At 65.6% G+C, this 17,214-nt stretch carries 17 protein-coding genes; 10 read left to right on the top strand and 7 right to left on the bottom strand.

Annotated elements, in window-relative coordinates; all coding sequences use genetic code 11:
* Nucleotides 1-4: 4 nt before the first annotated feature.
* The gene (locus tag F2P46_RS23610; RefSeq protein WP_166894782.1) at nt 5-877 is read left to right on the top strand and encodes a thrombospondin type 3 repeat-containing protein; all 873 of its coding nucleotides are present in this window, start codon (nt 5-7) and stop codon (nt 875-877) included.
* 50 nt (nt 878-927) lie between these two features.
* On the opposite strand, the gene F2P46_RS23605 is transcribed toward F2P46_RS23610, so the two are convergent.
* From F2P46_RS23605 to F2P46_RS23590, 4 genes are all read right to left on the bottom strand, one after another.
* On the bottom strand, nt 928-3,096 hold the full coding sequence (locus F2P46_RS23605) for a peptidase domain-containing ABC transporter (RefSeq protein WP_229509430.1): 2,169 nt from the start codon (nt 3,094-3,096) through the stop codon (nt 928-930).
* Entirely contained in the window at nt 3,093-4,397 is a 1,305-nt protein-coding gene (locus F2P46_RS23600) for an HlyD family efflux transporter periplasmic adaptor subunit (RefSeq protein ID WP_166894779.1), read from the bottom strand. The genes F2P46_RS23605 and F2P46_RS23600 overlap by 4 nt, the downstream gene beginning before the upstream one ends.
* Entirely contained in the window at nt 4,369-5,322 is a 954-nt protein-coding gene (locus F2P46_RS23595; RefSeq protein ID WP_166894777.1) for a hypothetical protein, read from the bottom strand. Before F2P46_RS23595 ends, F2P46_RS23600 begins: the two co-directional genes overlap by 29 nt.
* A 114-nt stretch (nt 5,323-5,436) precedes the next feature.
* Entirely contained in the window at nt 5,437-5,631 is a 195-nt protein-coding gene (locus tag F2P46_RS23590) for a hypothetical protein (RefSeq protein WP_166894775.1), read from the bottom strand.
* Nucleotides 5,632-5,820: 189 nt separating this feature from the next.
* On the opposite strand from F2P46_RS23590, the gene F2P46_RS23585 reads away from it, so the two are divergent.
* The 6 genes from F2P46_RS23585 (at nt 5,821) to F2P46_RS23560 (ending at nt 12,000) form a co-directional block, all read left to right on the top strand.
* The gene (locus tag F2P46_RS23585) at nt 5,821-6,495 is read left to right on the top strand and encodes a ribonuclease HI family protein (protein WP_166894773.1); all 675 of its coding nucleotides are present in this window, start codon (nt 5,821-5,823) and stop codon (nt 6,493-6,495) included.
* Between the two features lie 25 nt (nt 6,496-6,520).
* On the top strand, nt 6,521-7,198 hold the full coding sequence (locus tag F2P46_RS23580) for an HD domain-containing protein (RefSeq protein ID WP_166894770.1): 678 nt from the start codon (nt 6,521-6,523) through the stop codon (nt 7,196-7,198).
* A 225-nt stretch (nt 7,199-7,423) separates the two neighbouring features.
* Complete coding sequence (locus F2P46_RS23575; protein ID WP_166894762.1) at nt 7,424-8,668, top strand: MFS transporter; 1,245 nt, start codon at nt 7,424-7,426, stop codon at nt 8,666-8,668.
* 25 nt (nt 8,669-8,693) lie between these two features.
* Complete coding sequence (locus tag F2P46_RS23570; RefSeq protein ID WP_166894760.1) at nt 8,694-9,527, top strand: amino acid ABC transporter substrate-binding protein; 834 nt, start codon at nt 8,694-8,696, stop codon at nt 9,525-9,527.
* A 129-nt stretch (nt 9,528-9,656) separates the two neighbouring features.
* The gene (gene asd / locus F2P46_RS23565) at nt 9,657-10,520 is read left to right on the top strand and encodes an archaetidylserine decarboxylase (protein WP_166894758.1); all 864 of its coding nucleotides are present in this window, start codon (nt 9,657-9,659) and stop codon (nt 10,518-10,520) included.
* A 16-nt stretch (nt 10,521-10,536) separates the two neighbouring features.
* Nucleotides 10,537-12,000, top strand: a complete 1,464-nt coding sequence (locus F2P46_RS23560; RefSeq protein WP_166894756.1) for a C13 family peptidase — start codon at nt 10,537-10,539, stop codon at nt 11,998-12,000.
* Between the two features lie 63 nt (nt 12,001-12,063).
* On the opposite strand, the gene F2P46_RS23555 is transcribed toward F2P46_RS23560, so the two are convergent.
* Together F2P46_RS23555 and F2P46_RS23550 are read right to left on the bottom strand one after the other, a co-directional pair.
* Nucleotides 12,064-12,696: an NAD(P)H-dependent oxidoreductase gene (locus F2P46_RS23555; protein ID WP_166894754.1), complete on the bottom strand. Its 633-nt coding sequence runs from the start codon at nt 12,694-12,696 to the stop codon at nt 12,064-12,066.
* A 280-nt stretch (nt 12,697-12,976) separates the two neighbouring features.
* Nucleotides 12,977-13,897, bottom strand: a complete 921-nt coding sequence (locus tag F2P46_RS23550; protein ID WP_166894752.1) for a LysR family transcriptional regulator — start codon at nt 13,895-13,897, stop codon at nt 12,977-12,979.
* 109 nt (nt 13,898-14,006) lie between these two features.
* Here F2P46_RS23550 and F2P46_RS23545 point away from each other — a divergent pair, with 109 nt between their 5' ends.
* The 3 genes from F2P46_RS23545 to F2P46_RS23535 are packed head-to-tail and all read left to right on the top strand — an operon-like array spanning nt 14,007 to nt 16,052.
* Entirely contained in the window at nt 14,007-14,606 is a 600-nt protein-coding gene (locus F2P46_RS23545; RefSeq protein ID WP_166894750.1) for an NAD(P)H-dependent oxidoreductase, read from the top strand.
* A 47-nt stretch (nt 14,607-14,653) separates the two neighbouring features.
* Nucleotides 14,654-15,520, top strand: a complete 867-nt coding sequence (locus tag F2P46_RS23540) for a pirin family protein (RefSeq protein WP_166894748.1) — start codon at nt 14,654-14,656, stop codon at nt 15,518-15,520.
* 34 nt (nt 15,521-15,554) lie between these two features.
* Nucleotides 15,555-16,052, top strand: a complete 498-nt coding sequence (locus tag F2P46_RS23535; protein WP_229509428.1) for a hypothetical protein — start codon at nt 15,555-15,557, stop codon at nt 16,050-16,052.
* Here the strand turns inward: F2P46_RS23535 and F2P46_RS23530 are convergent.
* Nucleotides 16,022-17,143 carry an acyltransferase gene (locus tag F2P46_RS23530; protein ID WP_166894746.1) on the bottom strand — a complete coding sequence of 374 codons (1,122 nt, stop codon included), beginning with the start codon at nt 17,141-17,143 and terminating at the stop codon, nt 16,022-16,024. The genes F2P46_RS23535 and F2P46_RS23530 overlap by 31 nt on opposite strands.
* Between the last annotated feature and the right edge of the window lie 71 nt (nt 17,144-17,214).

The raw sequence follows: 17,214 nt of genomic DNA, 5'->3' as shown, positions 1-17,214 counted from the left end.
AAAAATGAAGCGCACCCTGACCTTTGCAGCACTGATCACCCTTGGCGCCACCGGTTTCATGCCGCTGCCGTCGGTCGCTCAAACTGACTTCCGCGTGATCATCAACACCGCCCCGCCCGCACCGCGCTTCGAAAGCGTGCCGGCGCCACGCAACGGCTACGTGTGGGCGCCCGGTTTCTGGAACTGGGAAAACAACCGCCACGTCTGGACCGCCGGCCACTGGGAAAACGCGCGCAGCGGCTACGAATACCGCCGTACCGAATGGATCCGCGATAACAACAGCTATCGACTCAACCAGGGCGGCTGGCAGCAGGTGTCGCAGCAAAACTATGCGGTAGTGCGCGTCGCGCCGCCACCGCCACGTTACGAACGCATGCCGCGCCCGCGCGCCGGTCATGTGTGGGTTCCCGGTCACTGGGAATGGCGCGGCAACCGCCACGCCTGGATCGGCGGCCAGTGGATGCGCGACCGGGCGGGCTATGTGTACTCGCAGCCGGCCTGGATCCAGCGCGATGGCAACTGGTACATGGAACCGGCCCGCTGGAGCCGCCATGGCGAAGGCCGCGACCGCGACCGTGACGGTATCCCGGACCGCCTTGAAGGCCGCGACCGTGACCGCGACGGCATCCCGGACCGCCTCGAGGGCCGCGACCGTGACCGCGACGGCGTCCCGGACCGCCTGGAAGGCCGCGACCGCGACCGCGATGGGGTGCCGGACCGCCTTGAACACCGTGACCGCGACCGTGACGGCGTGCCCGACGCCTACGACCGCGATCGCGACAACGACGGTGTGCCGAACCGCGCCGACCGCGACCGCGATGGCGACGGCGTCCCGAACCGCCGCGACAGCCGTCCCGACAATCCACGCCGCGACTAATCCGGTGTAGTTTCAACAAGCGCCAGCCCGGCTACCCGGCTGGCGCTTTTTCATGCGTCGCCCGGCGCCATGCGCGCAAGATAAGCGGCCCTGCCCTCTTCCCCGCGCAGGTCGCAAGCCACCTTGCCCTCTTCGAGCACGATGATGCGCCCGGCCGACAGAATCGTTTCGCGCCGGTGCGCGACGATGATGCGGGTCATCGGCAAGGCGCCGATGGCGGCGTTGACAGCCTGCTCGCGCTGCACATCCAGATGGCTGGTCGCTTCATCGAGCAACAGCAGGACCGGTTCGCGGTACAGCGCGCGCGCGATCAGGATGCGCTGTTTCTGCCCGCCCGACAGGACCGTGCCCATGTCGCCGATCAGCGTATGAAAACCCATCGGCATCGCGTTCACGTCGTCCTCCACGGCGGCGCGGCGCGCGCATTCGCGGATCCGTTCCATCGACGGCGCATCGGCAAAGAAGCTGATGTTGTCGGCGATCGAGCCGGCGAACAGCTGGTCGTCCTGCATCACCACGCCGATCTGGGCGCGGTATTCGCCCAGACCGCTCCGGTTGAGCGCACGGCCATCGACCTCGATCTCGCCCTCTACCGGTTCGAGCAAACTGGCCAACAGGCGCAGCAAGGTCGTCTTGCCGCAGCCGGACGGGCCGACAATGGCCACCGATTCGCCGGGGGCGATTTCCAGGTCGATCCCATCGAGCACCCAGGGGTCGCCCGCGCCGTAGCGAAAGCGCAGATCGCGCAGGCGGATCGCCATCGGTTTGCTCTCCTGGTTCGACGGCAGCGGAAGGTGGCACACTTCGCACACTTCCGGCGGCGTGAGCGCAATGTCGGCCAGGCGTTCGGCGTGCAGGCGCAGCATGAACAGGTCGAGCGCCTTGTTGATCAAGGCGCTCACGCGCCCCATGAACTGGTCCTTGTAGCTGATAAAAGCGAGCAGCATCCCGACCGAGAACGTATTGTTCAACACGCGCTCGGCCCCCAGCCACACCACCAGGATCGCGATAATGCCGATCAGGAGCGAGTTCACGGTGCGGAACATCAGCCCCAGTTTTTGCGTGGTCACCTGGCGGTTCACGGTTTCCACCAGCAGGTTGAGCCAGTGGGCCTGGCGCGAGGCCTGCGCGTTGAACAGTTTAATGGTGCGCATGCCGCGCAGGGTTTCGAGAAAGTGGCTGTCGCGCTTTGCGCCCCACACGATCGCTTCGACCGAGGCATCGCGCAGCGCCGTGTACGACGCGGCGCGCACCAGCGCATACAGCACGCTCCCCGCCACCACCAGCATGGCCAGTTGGGGCGCGTAGAACAGCATCACGCACAGGGTGATGGCCGCCATCAGGCCGTCGAGCAGGATTTCGACCATGTCGGTGGTGATCGCTTGCAGGATCACTTCCTGGGAGCCGAAGCGCGACATGATGTCGCCCAGGTGGCGGCTTTCGAAATACGCCGCCGGCAGGCTGACCAGGTGGCCGAACAGGCTGGCGCGCCCGGCCACCTTGATGGTGCTGGAAATGGCGATCAGGGTGGCGCCGCGCGCCGCCGTCACCGCCACCCGGATGATCAGCAAAAATGCAAACCCCAACGAGAGCGTCAGCAGCAGGTCGCGGTCGGCGCTGACCAGCGCTTCGTCGACCACCCACTGCATGAAGAACGGGCTGACCACGGCCAGCACCTCGATCGCCAGCGCCATGGCGGCCAGTGCGAACAGCGACTGCTTCACGCCGGTCATGCGCCCGAGCAGCGCGGCGCGGCGCACACGCGGGCGCGCCTGTCCCGACTCGAAAGCGGCGGTGGGACTCAGTTCCAGCGCCACCCCGGTAAAGTGTTTCAGCACGGTGGCACGCGGCAGGCGGCGCACGCCGACCGCCGGATCGTGGATCACGACGCCCTTGGCGCTCACCTGTTTCAGGACCACGAAGTGGTTCAGGTCCCAGTGCAGGATACAGGGCGTGGCCAGCATCTCCAGTTCTTCGGGTTCGAGCCGCAGGGGCCGCGAGGCCAGTCCCAGGTGCACGCCGATGCCAACCAGGTCCTTGAGCGTGGCGCCGCGCAGCGACATGCCGAAGCGGCGCCGCAGGTGCGCCAGGTCGCTGCCGTTGCCATGATATGCGGCGATCATCGCCAGGCAGGCCAGAGCGCATTCGGCAGCTTCCGTTTGCAGGATCGACGGCAGGCGTACGCCCAGGCCGGCGGCGGCGTCAAGTGGTTTGCTCATCGTCCCAGTCTCCCGGTGATGGTGTAGACCGGATCGAGCACCCATTCGTACAAACGGCGGCGCTCGAGCAAAATATCGGCGTCGACCTGCATGCCGGGGGCAAGCGGCACGCGCGCGCCGTAGGCCGTTACATCCTGGCGCGCCAGCGTGACGGTGATGCGGTACAGCGCTTCGCCGGCCTTGCCGTCGCCCGTCACCGCCCCGAACTGGGCCGGCAGCTCGGCCGGCTCGATGCCGGTGCGCGAAATGCTCTTGATGGCGCCGAGGTAGTGCCCGAATTTTTGATACGGATAGGCCAGGTAGCGCAGCTGGACCTGCTGCTGCGCCCGCACGAAGCCAATGGCCCGGCTCGACGCGTACAGGTGCGCCTCCAGGGTGGCGCCGCGCGGCACGATGCTCAGCACCGGTGCGCCGGTGTTCACCGCCGCCCCGCGCGAGGTATGGATCGCGGTCACGGTGCCGGCCTGCGGGGCCGTGATGAGCAGTTCGCGTTTGGCCGCCACCTCGGCCAGTTCACGGTCGATGGCGCTGGTGCTGCGCGCCACCAGCGCGTTTTGCGTGGCCAGCTTGAGCGGCATGTCGTTCAGTTCCGCCTCCAGCGCCATGCGTTCGCGCCCGAGCGAGGACAAGGCGCGCTCCAGCGAACGCAGCTTGCCCGCCTGGTCGAGCGTGGCTTCGGCCGTGTTCTGCACCTGCTGCGCCGAGATGAAGCCGCGCGCCTTGAGTTCTTCGAGCCGCTTTTCGGAGGTGCGGGCCAGGGCCACGCGGCGTTTTTGCAGGGCGATTTCCTGCACCATGTTCTCTTGCTCGGCGCGCGCGGCGGCGATACGATCGACCAGCATGGCGCGCTGCTGTTCGAACGACTGGGTCGCGCGCGCCTGTTCGGCGCCCAGGCTGGCGCGCTGCGCCCGCAGTTCCTGCGCCGCCTGGGCGTTGGTCTCGCCCACGGCCACGCTGCGTTCCTCGCCCGACAGCGCAACGAGCGCCTGGCCGGCGGCGACCACGTCGCCTTCGCGCACCATCAACTTGGTGGCCACGCCCACGCGCGGCGAGAACACGCGGATCATGCCCTGCTCCGGCACCAGCCAGCCGGCCACGCGCGCCTTGCGCGTGTAGCTGGCCATGAACAGCGTGGCCGTGATGGCGGCGACGATCAGGAGCGAGGCGCAAGCGTACCAGCGGTGCGACAGGCGCGGGCGAATGGCGACCGTGCCGAGCCAGCGCGTTTGCTGTTCACTGAGCACCTGCGGCCGGAACAGCGGCTGCCCGGCCTCACTCTTCGATGAAGTAGTCGCGGACATCGTAACTGACCTCGATCATGCGGGCGATCCTTTTGATACGCAGCACTTTACCGATGCGCGGATTGGCAAAGTCGCGCATCAACGGCGGGCGCGGCGCGTTGAAGAAGTAGCCGGGATCCTGGGCGACGATCGACTTGGCCACCAGATCGAGTTCGTCGCGCGAGCTGACGGTCTGGATCACGCACGGCGCGTGGGTGACGCCCAGTTCGAGCAAGGCGCAGGTGCGGTGGTAGCCGTTGTTGAGGACCAGCCGGCCGCTGTCGTCATCGCACACGGCGTTGAGGATGTTGGCGCTGTAGCCGACCACCAGGCCGAGCACGCCGGCAACCATGCCGGAAGCGCGGTAGTCGTTCAGTTGATCGGGGCGCAGCAGCACCGGTTCGTGAAAGCGGAAATCGGTGGAATCGGAGCGGAACACGTAGCGCTTCGAGCCGGCCTCGCGGATCTGGACCGGCGCGCGCACGTCGTCGGGCGGGAAGCAAAAATCGAATAGCGCGGCGGCATCGGGATTGGGTCCCAACTGCGCCTTGAGCTGGTCCACAAAGGTGCGCGTGACGTGGTTCTGGCATACCACCATGCGCCCCAGTTCGACCATGGCGATGCGGGTCGGCAGGCTGTTGAAGGTGCGCGTGTACTGCGAACTGGCGCATACCTGCGCGGCCAGCGGCGCCATTGCGGCAGGCAGCGCGGCGCAGTCCAGATCGTCGGCAATGCCGGCCTCGGTTTTTGCCAGTTCTTCGTAATACAGGTTGGCCGCGCTCCATTCGCGAATCAGCGCGGGGCGGATGGCCTCGATCGACTCGGCGCACAGGTCGTCGGCGAAATCGAGATACTTTTGCAGCGGCGCCTGGCCGAGCAGCCACAGTTCTTCGTGGGTCGGCCGCGCCAACGCGGCCTCGGGTGCTGGAATGTCGGAATCGTGCATTTTGCAACCTCACTGGAAAATTCAGTCCACCGCCGCGTCCGGCGGCGGACTGAAGAAGTAGTTCCGCCAATTAACGGAACAATTGCACGGCAATACGCTTAAGCAAGAAACGCTTTACAGCAGCCATCCGAGCAGGCTGCCACGGCCCCGGCCGCGGCTGTGCGACTTGCTGCCGCAACCACGGCTTTTGCTCTTGCTTTTGCTCTTGCAACGGCTCTTGCTCTTGCTCTTGCTATGGCATTTGGTGTGGCAATCGGAATTGCCACCGCCGTACACATGTTGCAGTTCAGTGCTGGTCAAGTTACGCATGATGTTCTCCTTGAATAATTGAAACTGGTTGAGTGGCAATTCCACTCACCTCGTGCGGACCGCTAAGGGCCATACTAGGCATTGACGGGCTCGGCAGTTTGATGCGCCACAATCGTGCTGATGAGGGCTTCCAACCGTCGCAAGCGCATCATTTGGGCAACAAATTGCCGTTACGGTTATGCTGTCGCCATGACCGAACTCACCCATTTGCTGGCGGCGGCCTTCAAGTCCGAACGCAGCGCCAGCCGCAAGCTCGCCGCCCGCACCGGCATCGGCGAAGAACAAGCCTTGCGCGCCACGCTCGAACAACGCGCCGGCGCGCACGGCCTGGCGCACCTGCTGGAGCAACGCGCCGCGCTGGCGGCGACCGAAACGGCGCGCCTGGCCGCGCGCGACGCCAGGCGCGCACTGGCGCGCAGCGCCACCACCGGCAAACACGATGGCCCGCCTTGCGCCTGGCGCGCCTGGTTCGACGGCTCGGCGCACCCCAATCCGGGACGCTGCGGCATCGGCGCCCTGCTCACCGGCCCGGCCGCGGAAAAAATCGAGATCTCCCGCCCGGCCGGCTACGGCAACAGCAGTGAAGCGGAATACCTGGCGCTGATCGCGGTGCTCGAAGCGGCGGTCGCCATCGGCGCGCGCGGCTTGAGCGTGCATGGCGACAGCCGCGTCGTGATCGACGATGTGAATGGCCCCGCGTCGGCCGGCGCGCCATCGCTGCGCGAGTACCGGGCGCGCGCGCAGGCGCTGCTGGCGCGAATCGACGACGCCTGCGTGCGCTGGCTGCCGCGCCACAAGAACCAGGCCGCCGACGCCCTCTCGCAGCGCGCCGTGGCCGCGTTCGAACCAGCGGACATGGCATAATCGCTCCCCCTACCAGGAGCATGCAATGACCACCGACGAACTGAGTACCTGGCAACCACGCCTGCAGGCCCTGGCCAGCGCCGCCTGCGGCGACGACGGCGCCCACGACATCAATCACCTGCAGCGCGTCTGGCGCAATGCGCAGGCGCTGCTGGCCAGCCACCCGGACGCCGACGCGCTGGCCGTGATGGCGGCGTGCTACCTGCATGACCTGGTCAACCTGCCCAAGAACCATCCGGAGCGCGGCATGGCCTCACGCCGCTCGGCCGAACTGGCGCGGCGCGAACTGGCCGCGATCGGCTTCCCGGACGAGAAGCTCGACACGGTGGCCCACGCCATCGAAACCCACAGCTTTTCGGCGGCGCTGCAAGCGCACAGCATCGAAGCGAAGCTGGTGCAGGATGCCGACCGCCTCGACGCCCTGGGCGCCGTGGGCCTGGCGCGCCTGTTCTATATCGCCGGCCAGATGGGCAGCGCGCTGGCCCATCCCGACGATCCGCTGGCCGAGCACCGCGAGCGCGACGACCGCGCCTATGCGCTCGACCATATCGAAGTCAAGCTGGCCAGGCTGCCAGGGATGATGCAGACCGCCGCCGGGCGCGCGCTGGGAGCGGCCCGGCTGGCGCAACTGACGACCTTCCGGGCCGCCTTCGCGCAGGAGTGGACTTTAGAGCCTATCCCAGTAGATCGGAGTCGCAGCTGACGCGCCTGGCAAACGCGGGCTGCCTCGGTATTGCTGCGCAATACCCTCGTCGTTGCATGGCTAGCCATGCGGCCTCCTCGCGCCTTGCCCGCGCTTGCCATGCATCGCCATCCGCTTCCCCCGATCTACTGAGATAGGCTCTTGTAGGCACGGCCGCGCTCGCAACGGGCGGAGTAGGCTAAGATACGGGTTCGCCCTTTCGCGCCCGGCCCCGGGCTTTTCTCCATGAGCAGTAGTCCCGCCGCCGCACCTGTCGCCCCCCTACCCCCGACCAGCCTCAATTTCGTGCTGGTCGCGGTCTTCATCGACATGCTCGGCATCGGCCTGATCATCCCGGTCATGCCGCCCCTGGTCGGCCAGTTCGTGCACGGGCGCGATGAACAGGCCTTCTGGTTCGGCGTGCTGGCCATGGTGTTCGGGCTGATGCAGTTCATCTTCATGCCCATGCTGGGCGCCATCAGCGACCGCGTGGGACGGCGCCCGGTGATGCTCTACTCGATGGCCGGCATGTGCCTGAACTTCCTGTTTACCGCCTGGGCGCCCAACCTGGCCTTCATGTTCATCGGCCGCGTGATCGGCGGGATGTCCTCGGCCAGCATGTCGGTCGCCTCGGCCTATGCGTCCGACATATCGACGCCCGAAACGCGCGCCAAAAGCTTCGGCAAGGTGGGCGCCGCCTTCGGCCTGGGCTTCATCTGCGGCCCGGCGCTGGGCGGCATGCTGGGCGAAATCAACCTGCAACTGCCGTTCTACGTGGCCGCCGCCCTGTGCGCGGCCAACTTCGTCTACGGTTACATCGCCGTGCCCGAGTCGCTGCCGCTGTCGCGCCGCTCGGCGTTTACCATCGCGAAAATCAACCCGTTCTCGTCGCTGCTCAAACTGGTGCGCCGCACCGACATCCGCGCGGTGGTGATCGTGTTCGCCCTGACCAGCTTCGCCCAGATGATGCTGCAGTCGACCTGGGTGCTGTACACCACCTTCCGCTTCAACTGGAGCCCGGGCGACAACGGCGTGGCCCTGTTCTGCGTGGGCCTGTCGGCGGCCGTGGTGCAAGCGGGCCTGCTGGGCATGCTGATGAAACGCTTCGGCGAGGTGCGCCTGTCGCTGCTGGGAATGGTCTCGGGCTGCATCACCTTTGTCCTGTACGGCCTGGCCACCAAGGGCTGGATGATGTACGTTTTCATATTGTGCAATTTGTTATCGTTTACCGTGGGCCCGGCCTTGCAGAGCATTATTTCGCGCGGTTCCGACGCGAATTCCCAGGGCGAACTGATGGGCTCGCTGCAATCGATCAGCAGCCTGGGGGTGATCTTCATGCCGCTGCTGGGCACCGCCATCCTGGGGCTGGCCAGCCACCTGCCGCCGCACGACTGGCGCATCGGCAGCACCTTCTTTTTGTGCGCTGCGATGCAGGCGGTGGCGGTGGGCGTTGCACTTTTCTATTTCAAATCACATCGGGTGCGCACGTGAGGCGGGCATGCGCTAGAATTGGTAAATGGGCAAATCCTCTACTCGCAGTGGGACCCGCGCGGCCGCACTGATCGCCGCCGTCCTGGCCACCTGCGCCAGCGCCATGGCGACAGCTTCCTGCGAGCAACCATTTCTGGTCCCGGTCGCACCCACGGCCCTGAGCGTGACGATCAAAGGCGACGCGGTGGGCGGCATCTACCCCGAACTGCTGCGCGGCGTGAGCGCCAAAAGCGACTGCAGGTTCACGTTCTCGGTGGTGCCGCGCGCGCGCCAGGAAGCCATGTTCGAAGCCGGCAAGTCGCATCTGCTGTTGCCGGCCGTGCGCACCCCGCGGCGCGACCAGCATGGCTACTTCGTCCCAGTCATCGGCACCCGCGCCACCCTGCTCTCGGTCGACGCCACGCGAGCGCCGGTGCGCTCGATCCGCGAACTGCTCGCGCGCAAGGAGCTGCGCGTGGTGCTGGTGCGCGGCTTCGACTACGGCACCGCCTACCTGGAACTGATCGATCAATTGTCGGCCCAGGGCCGCCTGCTGCTCGAAAAAGACGGCGCCGCCGTGGCGCGCGTGCTCGATGCCGGCTTTGCCGATGTGACCCTGATGGCGCCGACCGTCTTCGCCAGCGCCATCGCCAACGACAAGCGCTTCGCCTGGATGACGCCCAAGCTGCGCATCGAGCCGCTCGAGGAGCTGCCGTGGGGCGAAAGCGGCATTTATATCTCGAAGCGGGCGGTGAGCGCCGGCGACCGCGCCATGCTCCAGAACCTGTTGGCGGGCGCCGTCAAGTCGGGCGCCGTGTACGAAAGCCTCAAGCGCCATTACCCGCCCGCCGTGATGGCCGGCGGCGTGCGGCAGCGCTGAGCGGCGCGCCGCACCGCCGCTCCTTCTTGACTATTTTTCATCGCATTGGCCTTGCAGGGGCCGGAAAGCGCTGCACAGGCGCGGCGCGCCGTTATAATTGGCCATCGTTTTTTAAACAGGTTGAAGCCCGTGTCCGATCGCATAAAAGTCATTCCCCAGTATTTACTTCCCAAACAAGGTCTGACCCGATTCGCGGGCCGCGTCGCCAGCCACCAGGGCGGCCAGTACACCACCACCCTGATTCGCTGGTTCGTCGGCCAATACGGCGTGAACATGGAAGAAGCGGCCAATCCGGACATCGCCAGCTACGCCAGCTTCAACGAATTTTTCACGCGCCCCCTGCGCCCGGATGCGCGACCGCTGGCCAAGGCCGATTTCGTCTGTCCGGTCGATGGCGCGATCAGCCAGTTCGGCGGCATCGACGACGACCAGATCTTCCAGGCCAAGGGCCACAAGTTCAGCACCACCGCGCTGGTGGGCGGCGACGCGACCCTGGCGGCCCAGTTCCAGCATGGCAGTTTTGCCAACCTGTACCTCAGCCCCAAGGATTACCACCGCCTGCACATGCCGTGCGAAGGCCGCCTGACGCGCATGATCTACATACCTGGTGCCCTGTTTTCGGTCAACCCGACCACCGCGCGCGGCGTTCCCAACCTGTTCGCCCGCAACGAGCGCGTGGTCTGCGTGTTCAACTCGAAGGAGCATGGCGCCTTTGTGCTGGTGCTGGTGGGCGCGACCATCGTCGGCAGCATGGCCACCACCTGGCACGGCCTGGTGAACCCTCCGCGCCCGGGCGTGGTCAAGGAATGGCGCTACGACGACAAGACCATCGTCCTCAAAAAAGGCGAGGAAATGGGCCGCTTCCTGCTTGGCTCGACCATCGTCATGCTGTTCAAGAAAGACACGATCGGCTTCAATCCCGAGTGGGCGCCGGAACGCTTGGTGCGCCTCGGTGAGATGATGGGCAACAAGCCGGCCGCCAAACGCGCCTGATTGACGAGGGAGCGGCATGAGCGAGGTGGTCGATGACATTACCAGTGCGCCGGTAGCGCACGCGCAGAGCGCGCCGCGGCCAAGCGTGTTGGTGGCGTGGGACTGGCTCGTCGAAGCTGCGCGTTCGTCCCTGTTCCTGGCGCCACGCTGGCAACGGCTGGCGGCGTCGCCATGGCAGATGGCGTGCCAGGTGCTGATCCAATACGGCCTGGGCATGCTGTTCCAGCGATTGTCGATCGAGGGCGAGGCCATCTTCCTGTGGCGCGCCTTGCTGGCCGGCTGGTTCGGCGCCCTGCTGACCGCATGGCTGTGCTACCTGATCCAACCCGATCCGCGCGTCAGCCGCAGCGCCCACAGCGCGCCCGGTGCGGCCCACTTGTTCACCTTGGTGATCGCGCAGTCGAACATTTTCTTGCTGTTGATCTTCGCTCTGCATGTTTCCCTGGTTCGTACAGGCCTTGTCGGCGACACCAGCCTCTGGGCGCAATGGATCGTCTGGAGCGTACCGATGCTGTGGAGCGTGCTTGCAAGGCTGGCGTTGCTGCTGCGCGCCGCCCGCCCGCTTGCGTCGCTGCGGGCCATTGTCGCCATTGCCGTGGTGATGCTGACCTCTGTGCTGGAGTACCACCTTGCCCCCACGCCAATGGCCTGGCGCGCCGCGCCCCAACCCGAGGCGCCCGAAGAAGAGCCGTTCATGGTCAGCCAGGAAATGATGGAAGCGCAGCTGCCCCTGCTGGACGAGCAGCTCGACGCGCTCAAGCCGCAGCGTCCGGGCGTGATCGACATGTACACGATCACCTTCGCACCCTACCAGGGCGAAGAAGTGTTCCGGCGCGAGAGCACCATGGTGGCCGACGTGATGGCCAGGCGCTTCGACGCCGCCGGCCGCGGCCTGCAACTGATCAACCACCGCAAGACGGCCGAAGAACTGCCGTGGGCCACGCCGTTGAACCTGCAGCGCGCCATCGAAGGCATTGGCGCCATCATGGACCGCGACGAAGATGTGCTGTTCATCCATATGACCTCGCACGGGGCGTCGGACGGCGAACTGGCGGCCAATTTCTGGCCGATCGATGTGGAACCGGTGATGCCGCCGGACCTGAAGGCGTGGCTCGATGCGGCCGGCATCCGTTACCGGGTGCTGTCGATTTCGGCCTGCTTCGCCGGCAACTGGATCGCGCCGCTGGCGGCCGACGGCACCCTGGTGATGACGGCGTCGGACGCCGACCATACGTCCTACGGCTGCGGCAAAAAGTCGCCGCTGACGTTCTTCGGCCGCGCCATGTACGACGAACAGCTGCGCACCACCACGCGCTCGTTCACCGAGGCCCATGCCGCCTCGCGCAAGATCATCCTGCAACGCGAAACCGCAGCCGGCAAGGACGACGGCTATTCGAACCCGCAGATCAAGGTGGGCGGCAAGATCGTGCCGGTGCTGGAGCGGATGAACAAGCGGCTGGCGGAAAAGCCGTCAGCGTAGCTTGAAGGAGCCGGCGCCCTGGCGCCGGACATCCTAAGAAATCGGCTATGAAGCCGGTGTCGCTCACGCCATCCGGGTAATGAACTCGTCGCTCGGGCGACGCACTTTTTTCAGGTTGACCAACCAGTCGCCTTCGGCTTCGCGATAACCGAGCGCCATGATCGCCACCGAACGCAAGCCACGTGCGCGCAGGCCGAGCAATTCGTCGAGCTGGTCGGGATTGAAGCCTTCCATCGGGGTCGCGTCGACCTGCTCGAAAGCGGCCGCCGTCAGGCCGATGCCCAGGCCAATGTAGGCCTGGCGCGCGGCGTGTTCGAAGTTGACCTTCGGGTCGCGCTGCGGATAGATCGACAGGATGAACTTGCGGTAGTTCTCCCAGCCTTCGTTGACCATGCCGCGCTCTTCGTTCACCAGGTCGAACATGGCGTTGATGCGTTCTTCGGTGTAGTTGTCCCACGCCGCGAAGACCACCATGTGCGAGCCATCGGCCACCTGGCCCTGGTTCGAGGCGATCGGACGCATTTTTTCGCGCAGCTCCGGGTTGCTGATCACGATCAGCTCGAACGGCTGCAGCCCGCTCGACGTCGGCGCCAGGCGCACGGCTTCCAGAATGCGGTCGACTTTGTCTTCCGATACGACTTTGGTGGCGTCGAATTTTTTGGTGGCGTAGCGCCAGTGGAGTTTTTCAAGCAGCATGGAATGTCCTCTTATATAGTCGTTCGGGTAATGTCAAGGCCAGGGCGCACACGAGAGCGGCGCCACGGGGGACCTATTATCTTCGATTCCCCGCTCCAGCGTATCCGAGCGGAAAATTCGCCCTAGTGTCCTGAGTTGGAAATTCGTTGATTATAAATATGGCGAAATCGTGCTGAGACAAGGAACAAAGCGCAGACAGGCAAGCGCCTGGCGAGCATTTGTGACGCGGTATCGGCGCGATTATCGCCATATTTATTCAACGAATTTCTAACTCAGGACACTAGACCATCCCCATGCGCTTGCGCGCTTCGGTGCAGCACAGCCCTTCCATCATGTCGAGGAAGGCGCGGGTCTTGGCCGGCATCAGGCGCCGGCCGGGGAACACGGCCCACCCGGTCACCTGCGGCAAGTCCCACTCGGGCAGCACGCGCACCAGCTCTCCCTTGGCCACGCAGGGCGCGGCAAACAGGTCGGAACTGGCCGCAATCCCCGCTCCGGCGCACGCCACGCGCGTGAGCAGGTCGGGCGAATTGGCGGTCAGCCGGCCGGGCAAATCGCGCTCCCACACGGTCTTGCCGCGCGTGAGGCGCCATGGCGACGGCCCGCCCCCGCGACTCAAAAGGCACAGCAGGTCGTGCTTGAGCAGGTCGTCCGGATGCTCCGGCAAACCGCGCAGCGCCAGGTACGACGGCGCCGCGTACAGCGCCATTTGTTCGAGCGCCACGCGGCGCGCGTTGAGCGAGGCGTCGTCCGGCAGGTCGCCCATGCGGATCGCGATGTCGAAATTTTCGCTCACCAGGTCGACCCGGCGCGGCGACAGGTCCAGCTCCAGGGTAATGGCCGGGTACTGCGCCATGAAGTGCGTCATGACCTGGGTCATGCCAAGGCTGGCGAAATCGGCCGGCATCGAAATGCGCAGCCGCCCGCGCGGGGCTTGCTGGCGGTGCTGCACCAGCGCGCCCGCCGCCTCGACTTCTTCGACCACCTTGCGCGCGTGATCGAGCAGGCTGGCGCCGAACTCGGTGAGCATCAGCTTGCGCGTGGTCCGCTGCAGCAAGCGCTCGCCCAGTTTCGCTTCCAGCAGCGCGATGCGGCGCGAGACGGTCGACTTGGGCAAGTCGACCCGCAGCGCGGCCTGGCTGAAGCTGCCCGCCTCCACAATCCGTGCGAACAAGAGCAGGTCATTCGGTTCCACATCCATTTGATTGTCCCACTGGCTGAATAATGATATCCATTTTACAGACTTCCGCATTGATTATGGGACGCGTAAAGTAACACCATCGCAGTTCAACGTAGAAAAAGGAAATAAAATGAACATCTTGCAAATCAATTCCAGCGCCCGTTCGACCGGTTCCGAGTCCACCCGCATGGCCGACGCCATCGTCGCCAAGCTGCAAGCGGCCAACCCCGGCGCGCAACTGACCCGCCGCGACCTGGCCAGCAACCCGCATCCGGCGCTCGACGAGCCAACCCTGGGCGCGCTGTTCACGCCAGCCGACCAGCGCACGCCGGAACAAGCGGCCCGCGTGGCCTTGGATGACGCCCTGATCGCCCAGGCGCAGGCCGCCGACACCATCGTCATCGGCGCCCCGATGTACAACTTCGGCAGCTCGGTGCAGCTCAAAGGCTGGTTCGATGCGATTGCCCGCGCCGGCGTCACCTTCGCCTACACCGCCACCGGCCCGGTCGGCAAACTGACCGGCAAAAAAGTGTACGTGGCGTTCGCCCGTGGCGGCATGTACCGCGACACCCCGAACGACACCCAAACCCCGCACCTGAAAATGCTGCTCGGTTTCCTCGGCATGACCGATGTCACGTTCGTGTACTCGGAAGGCATGGCCATGGGTCCGGAAGCGGTCGTCAAGGCGCAGGCCGAAGCGAACGCCGAGATCGAAGCCGCAGTAGCCTGATTTACCCGGGACGACGCCGCATCACAGTAAAAACGCAGGAGAGAAAAATGACACAAGAATTGAACATCGTACACACACCGCGCGCCGTCGAGCGCCTGGTGGGCGGCCAGTTCGTGATGGACGGCGCTGGCGTCAGGATCAACCGCGTGCTCACCGAATCGTTGCAGCGTCGCCTGGACCCGTTTTTGATGCTCGACGCCTTCGGCAGCGACAAGCCGGGCGACTATATCGCCGGCTTCCCCGAACACCCGCACCGGGGCTTCGAGACGATTTCGTACATGATCGCCGGCAGCATGCGCCACCGCGACAGCGCCGGCAACGAAGGCCTGATCACCGATGGCGGCGTGCAGTGGATGACGGCCGGGCGCGGCGTGGCCCACTCCGAGATGCCGGAACAGAGCGACGGCATGATGGAAGGCTTCCAGCTGTGGCTTAACCTGCCGGCCAAGGACAAGATGACCGCCCCATGGTACCGCGACATTCCGAACACCGAGATCCCCCGCTTCACCACCGGGGCGGGGGTAACGGTGCAAGTGATCGCCGGCGCCAGCCACGGCGTGCAAGGCGCGGTGCAGCGCGAAGGCACCGAGCCGCTGTACCTCGATGTCAACCTGCCGGCCAACGCCAGCTTCGAACAGGTGCTGCCGCCGGGGCACAACGCATTTATGTACATATTCCGAGGCCAGGTGCTGGTTGGCGAAAAACCGGTGCCGGCGGGCCGCATGGCGATCCTGGCCAATTCGGCGCAGGCCGACGGCGTGCGCATCATGGCCGCCCAGGACAGTCGCCTGATCCTGATCGCCGGGCGCCCCTTGAACGAACCAATCGCCCAGTATGGCCCGTTCGTGATGAATACCCAGGCCGAGGTATTCCAGGCGGTCGAGGACTTCCGGGCCGGTCGCTTCGGCGCCTGAGGCACCAGGCCCCCGCAACCACAAGGAGAACATCTTGCGCTACACTGGAGGCATGTTCCCAATCCTGACCCAGGCCCTGGCCTACGTGAGCCGTGTATGCGGCTTCGACACCCTCGACTCCTTCCCTCCGGGGCACGTCCACGCGCGTACCCACTGGAGCGGCGCGCATTTCGACATCGCGTCCGACCTCAAGCCGGACCAGATCGAGCGCGCCGTGTGCGAAAAAATCGCCAATACGCCGATGATTTTCTCGCACATCGCCAACCCCACGCCCGACATGCAACGCGTCATATTGGGCATGATTGGCAGCCGCGTGCAGCACGGCGGCCAGCCGCTCGACCTGGTCGCACTGCTGATCAGTGCCTACCGCAGCCCGTACACCAAGGATGCGCTGCCCGGCCTGCGCGCCGCGATTGAAGTGAACGAGGGCGAGCCGCGCGCCGTGCTCGACTTCCTGGGCGACAGTGCCGCCGCATTCGGCGTGATCGACGCCGTGCCGCGTCAAAGCGGCTTGAAGTTGGTCGGCAGGTAGCGCCCGCGCACTGCCATGAATGGCCGTTCGACGCAGCGGTACAGCACCCAGCCCGACAACACCGACAGCGCCAGCATGGCGCCGATGGCCACCGGCGAGCCGGCGCCGTAGCCGTGTTCCCTGAGCGGCGTGGCGGCCAGGATGCATACCTGCTTGTGCGTCAGGTAGATCGCATACGACCATAGCGCCATGCTGGCCGCACCGGGCACACGCGTCGAGCGCAGCAGCGACTTGCGGCCCAGTGCCGCCACGATCAGCAGCGAAAAGCCCAGCGCCAGCAGCGGATAGCCGAACACCGTCACGCCGAAGCCCTGGCGCTCGTCCAGGAACAGCCAGATCGCCAGGCCAATGACCGCCATGCCGGCGCCGCAGGCCAGGTTGCCGCTTGAGGTCAAGGTGCGCCACTGGCGTGGATGAAAATTTTTCAGCAGCGCCAGCGCCACGCCGGCCACCAGTTCGTCGAAGCGGCACAGGGTCGAGTAATAGATGTACTGATAATAGTTGCGCGAGCCGTGCGGATGATCAACGACCAGCTCCTGCCAGGTATAGGCGCGTACCAGCATGCCGGCCACGATGACGGCCGCGATGGCGGCCCAGCCCCAGCGCAGGGAAGCGCGCAGCGAGGCGATCGCCAGGGCGAGCGCCGGCAGCACCAGGTAGAACTGCTCCTCGATGCACAGCGACCAGGCGTGCGAAAACGCGGTGCCCGGCGCCAGGTTGATGTTTTGCGTGAAGGTCAGGAAGCGCCACAGCGGCGGCAGTTCGAGACCGGCCCGAAACCACGGCGAAGAATAGTAAATTGCCAGCATCACGTAGAACACCGGCAGCGTACGCAGGGCGCGCCGGCCGTAGAAGCGCGCCAGCGAAAAATCGCGCGGCGAGCGCATGGCGGCGAAGATCTGGTTGCCGATCAGGTAACCGGACAGGGCGAAAAACAGGTCCACCCCGATCCAGCCGATTTTCCCCACCCAGCCAAAGGTATCGGCGCGGCTGACGAACAGCACGTAGTGGTGCAGCACGACCAGGGTGACTGCCAGCGCGCGCAGGGTGTCGAGACCTTCGATGCGCTCTGTGGAGGCGGGAATTTTCATGCGCCAGATGATGCCACGGGGCGTCGGCAGGCGCCAGTAATGTCCGCTAGAATAGACAATCACCAATCAAC

Source organism: Massilia sp. CCM 8734, assembly GCF_011682155.1.
In the GTDB taxonomy this organism is placed as follows: Bacteria; Pseudomonadota; Gammaproteobacteria; order Burkholderiales; family Burkholderiaceae_D; genus Telluria_A; species Telluria_A rubra.
Note: the sequence above shows the minus strand (reverse complement) of the source record. Positions and strands in the feature narration are given on the sequence as shown.

Bases quoted from the DNA above. Each gene is read 5' to 3' on its own strand.
- F2P46_RS23610 (WP_166894782.1), top strand. From the start codon at position 5: ATGAAGCGCACCCTGACCTTTGCAGCACTGATCACCCTTGGCGCCACC.
- F2P46_RS23605 (WP_229509430.1), bottom strand. From the start codon at position 3,096: ATGAGCAAACCACTTGACGCCGCCGCCGGCCTGGGCGTACGCCTGCCG.
- F2P46_RS23600 (WP_166894779.1), bottom strand. From the start codon at position 4,397: ATGTCCGCGACTACTTCATCGAAGAGTGAGGCCGGGCAGCCGCTGTTC.
- F2P46_RS23595 (WP_166894777.1), bottom strand. From the start codon at position 5,322: ATGCACGATTCCGACATTCCAGCACCCGAGGCCGCGTTGGCGCGGCCG.
- F2P46_RS23590 (WP_166894775.1), bottom strand. From the start codon at position 5,631: ATGCGTAACTTGACCAGCACTGAACTGCAACATGTGTACGGCGGTGGC.
- F2P46_RS23585 (WP_166894773.1), top strand. From the start codon at position 5,821: ATGACCGAACTCACCCATTTGCTGGCGGCGGCCTTCAAGTCCGAACGC.
- F2P46_RS23580 (WP_166894770.1), top strand. From the start codon at position 6,521: ATGACCACCGACGAACTGAGTACCTGGCAACCACGCCTGCAGGCCCTG.
- F2P46_RS23575 (WP_166894762.1), top strand. From the start codon at position 7,424: ATGAGCAGTAGTCCCGCCGCCGCACCTGTCGCCCCCCTACCCCCGACC.
- F2P46_RS23570 (WP_166894760.1), top strand. From the start codon at position 8,694: ATGGGCAAATCCTCTACTCGCAGTGGGACCCGCGCGGCCGCACTGATC.
- F2P46_RS23560 (WP_166894756.1), top strand. From the start codon at position 10,537: ATGAGCGAGGTGGTCGATGACATTACCAGTGCGCCGGTAGCGCACGCG.
- F2P46_RS23555 (WP_166894754.1), bottom strand. From the start codon at position 12,696: ATGCTGCTTGAAAAACTCCACTGGCGCTACGCCACCAAAAAATTCGAC.
- F2P46_RS23550 (WP_166894752.1), bottom strand. From the start codon at position 13,897: ATGGATGTGGAACCGAATGACCTGCTCTTGTTCGCACGGATTGTGGAG.
- F2P46_RS23545 (WP_166894750.1), top strand. From the start codon at position 14,007: ATGAACATCTTGCAAATCAATTCCAGCGCCCGTTCGACCGGTTCCGAG.
- F2P46_RS23540 (WP_166894748.1), top strand. From the start codon at position 14,654: ATGACACAAGAATTGAACATCGTACACACACCGCGCGCCGTCGAGCGC.
- F2P46_RS23530 (WP_166894746.1), bottom strand. From the start codon at position 17,143: ATGAAAATTCCCGCCTCCACAGAGCGCATCGAAGGTCTCGACACCCTG.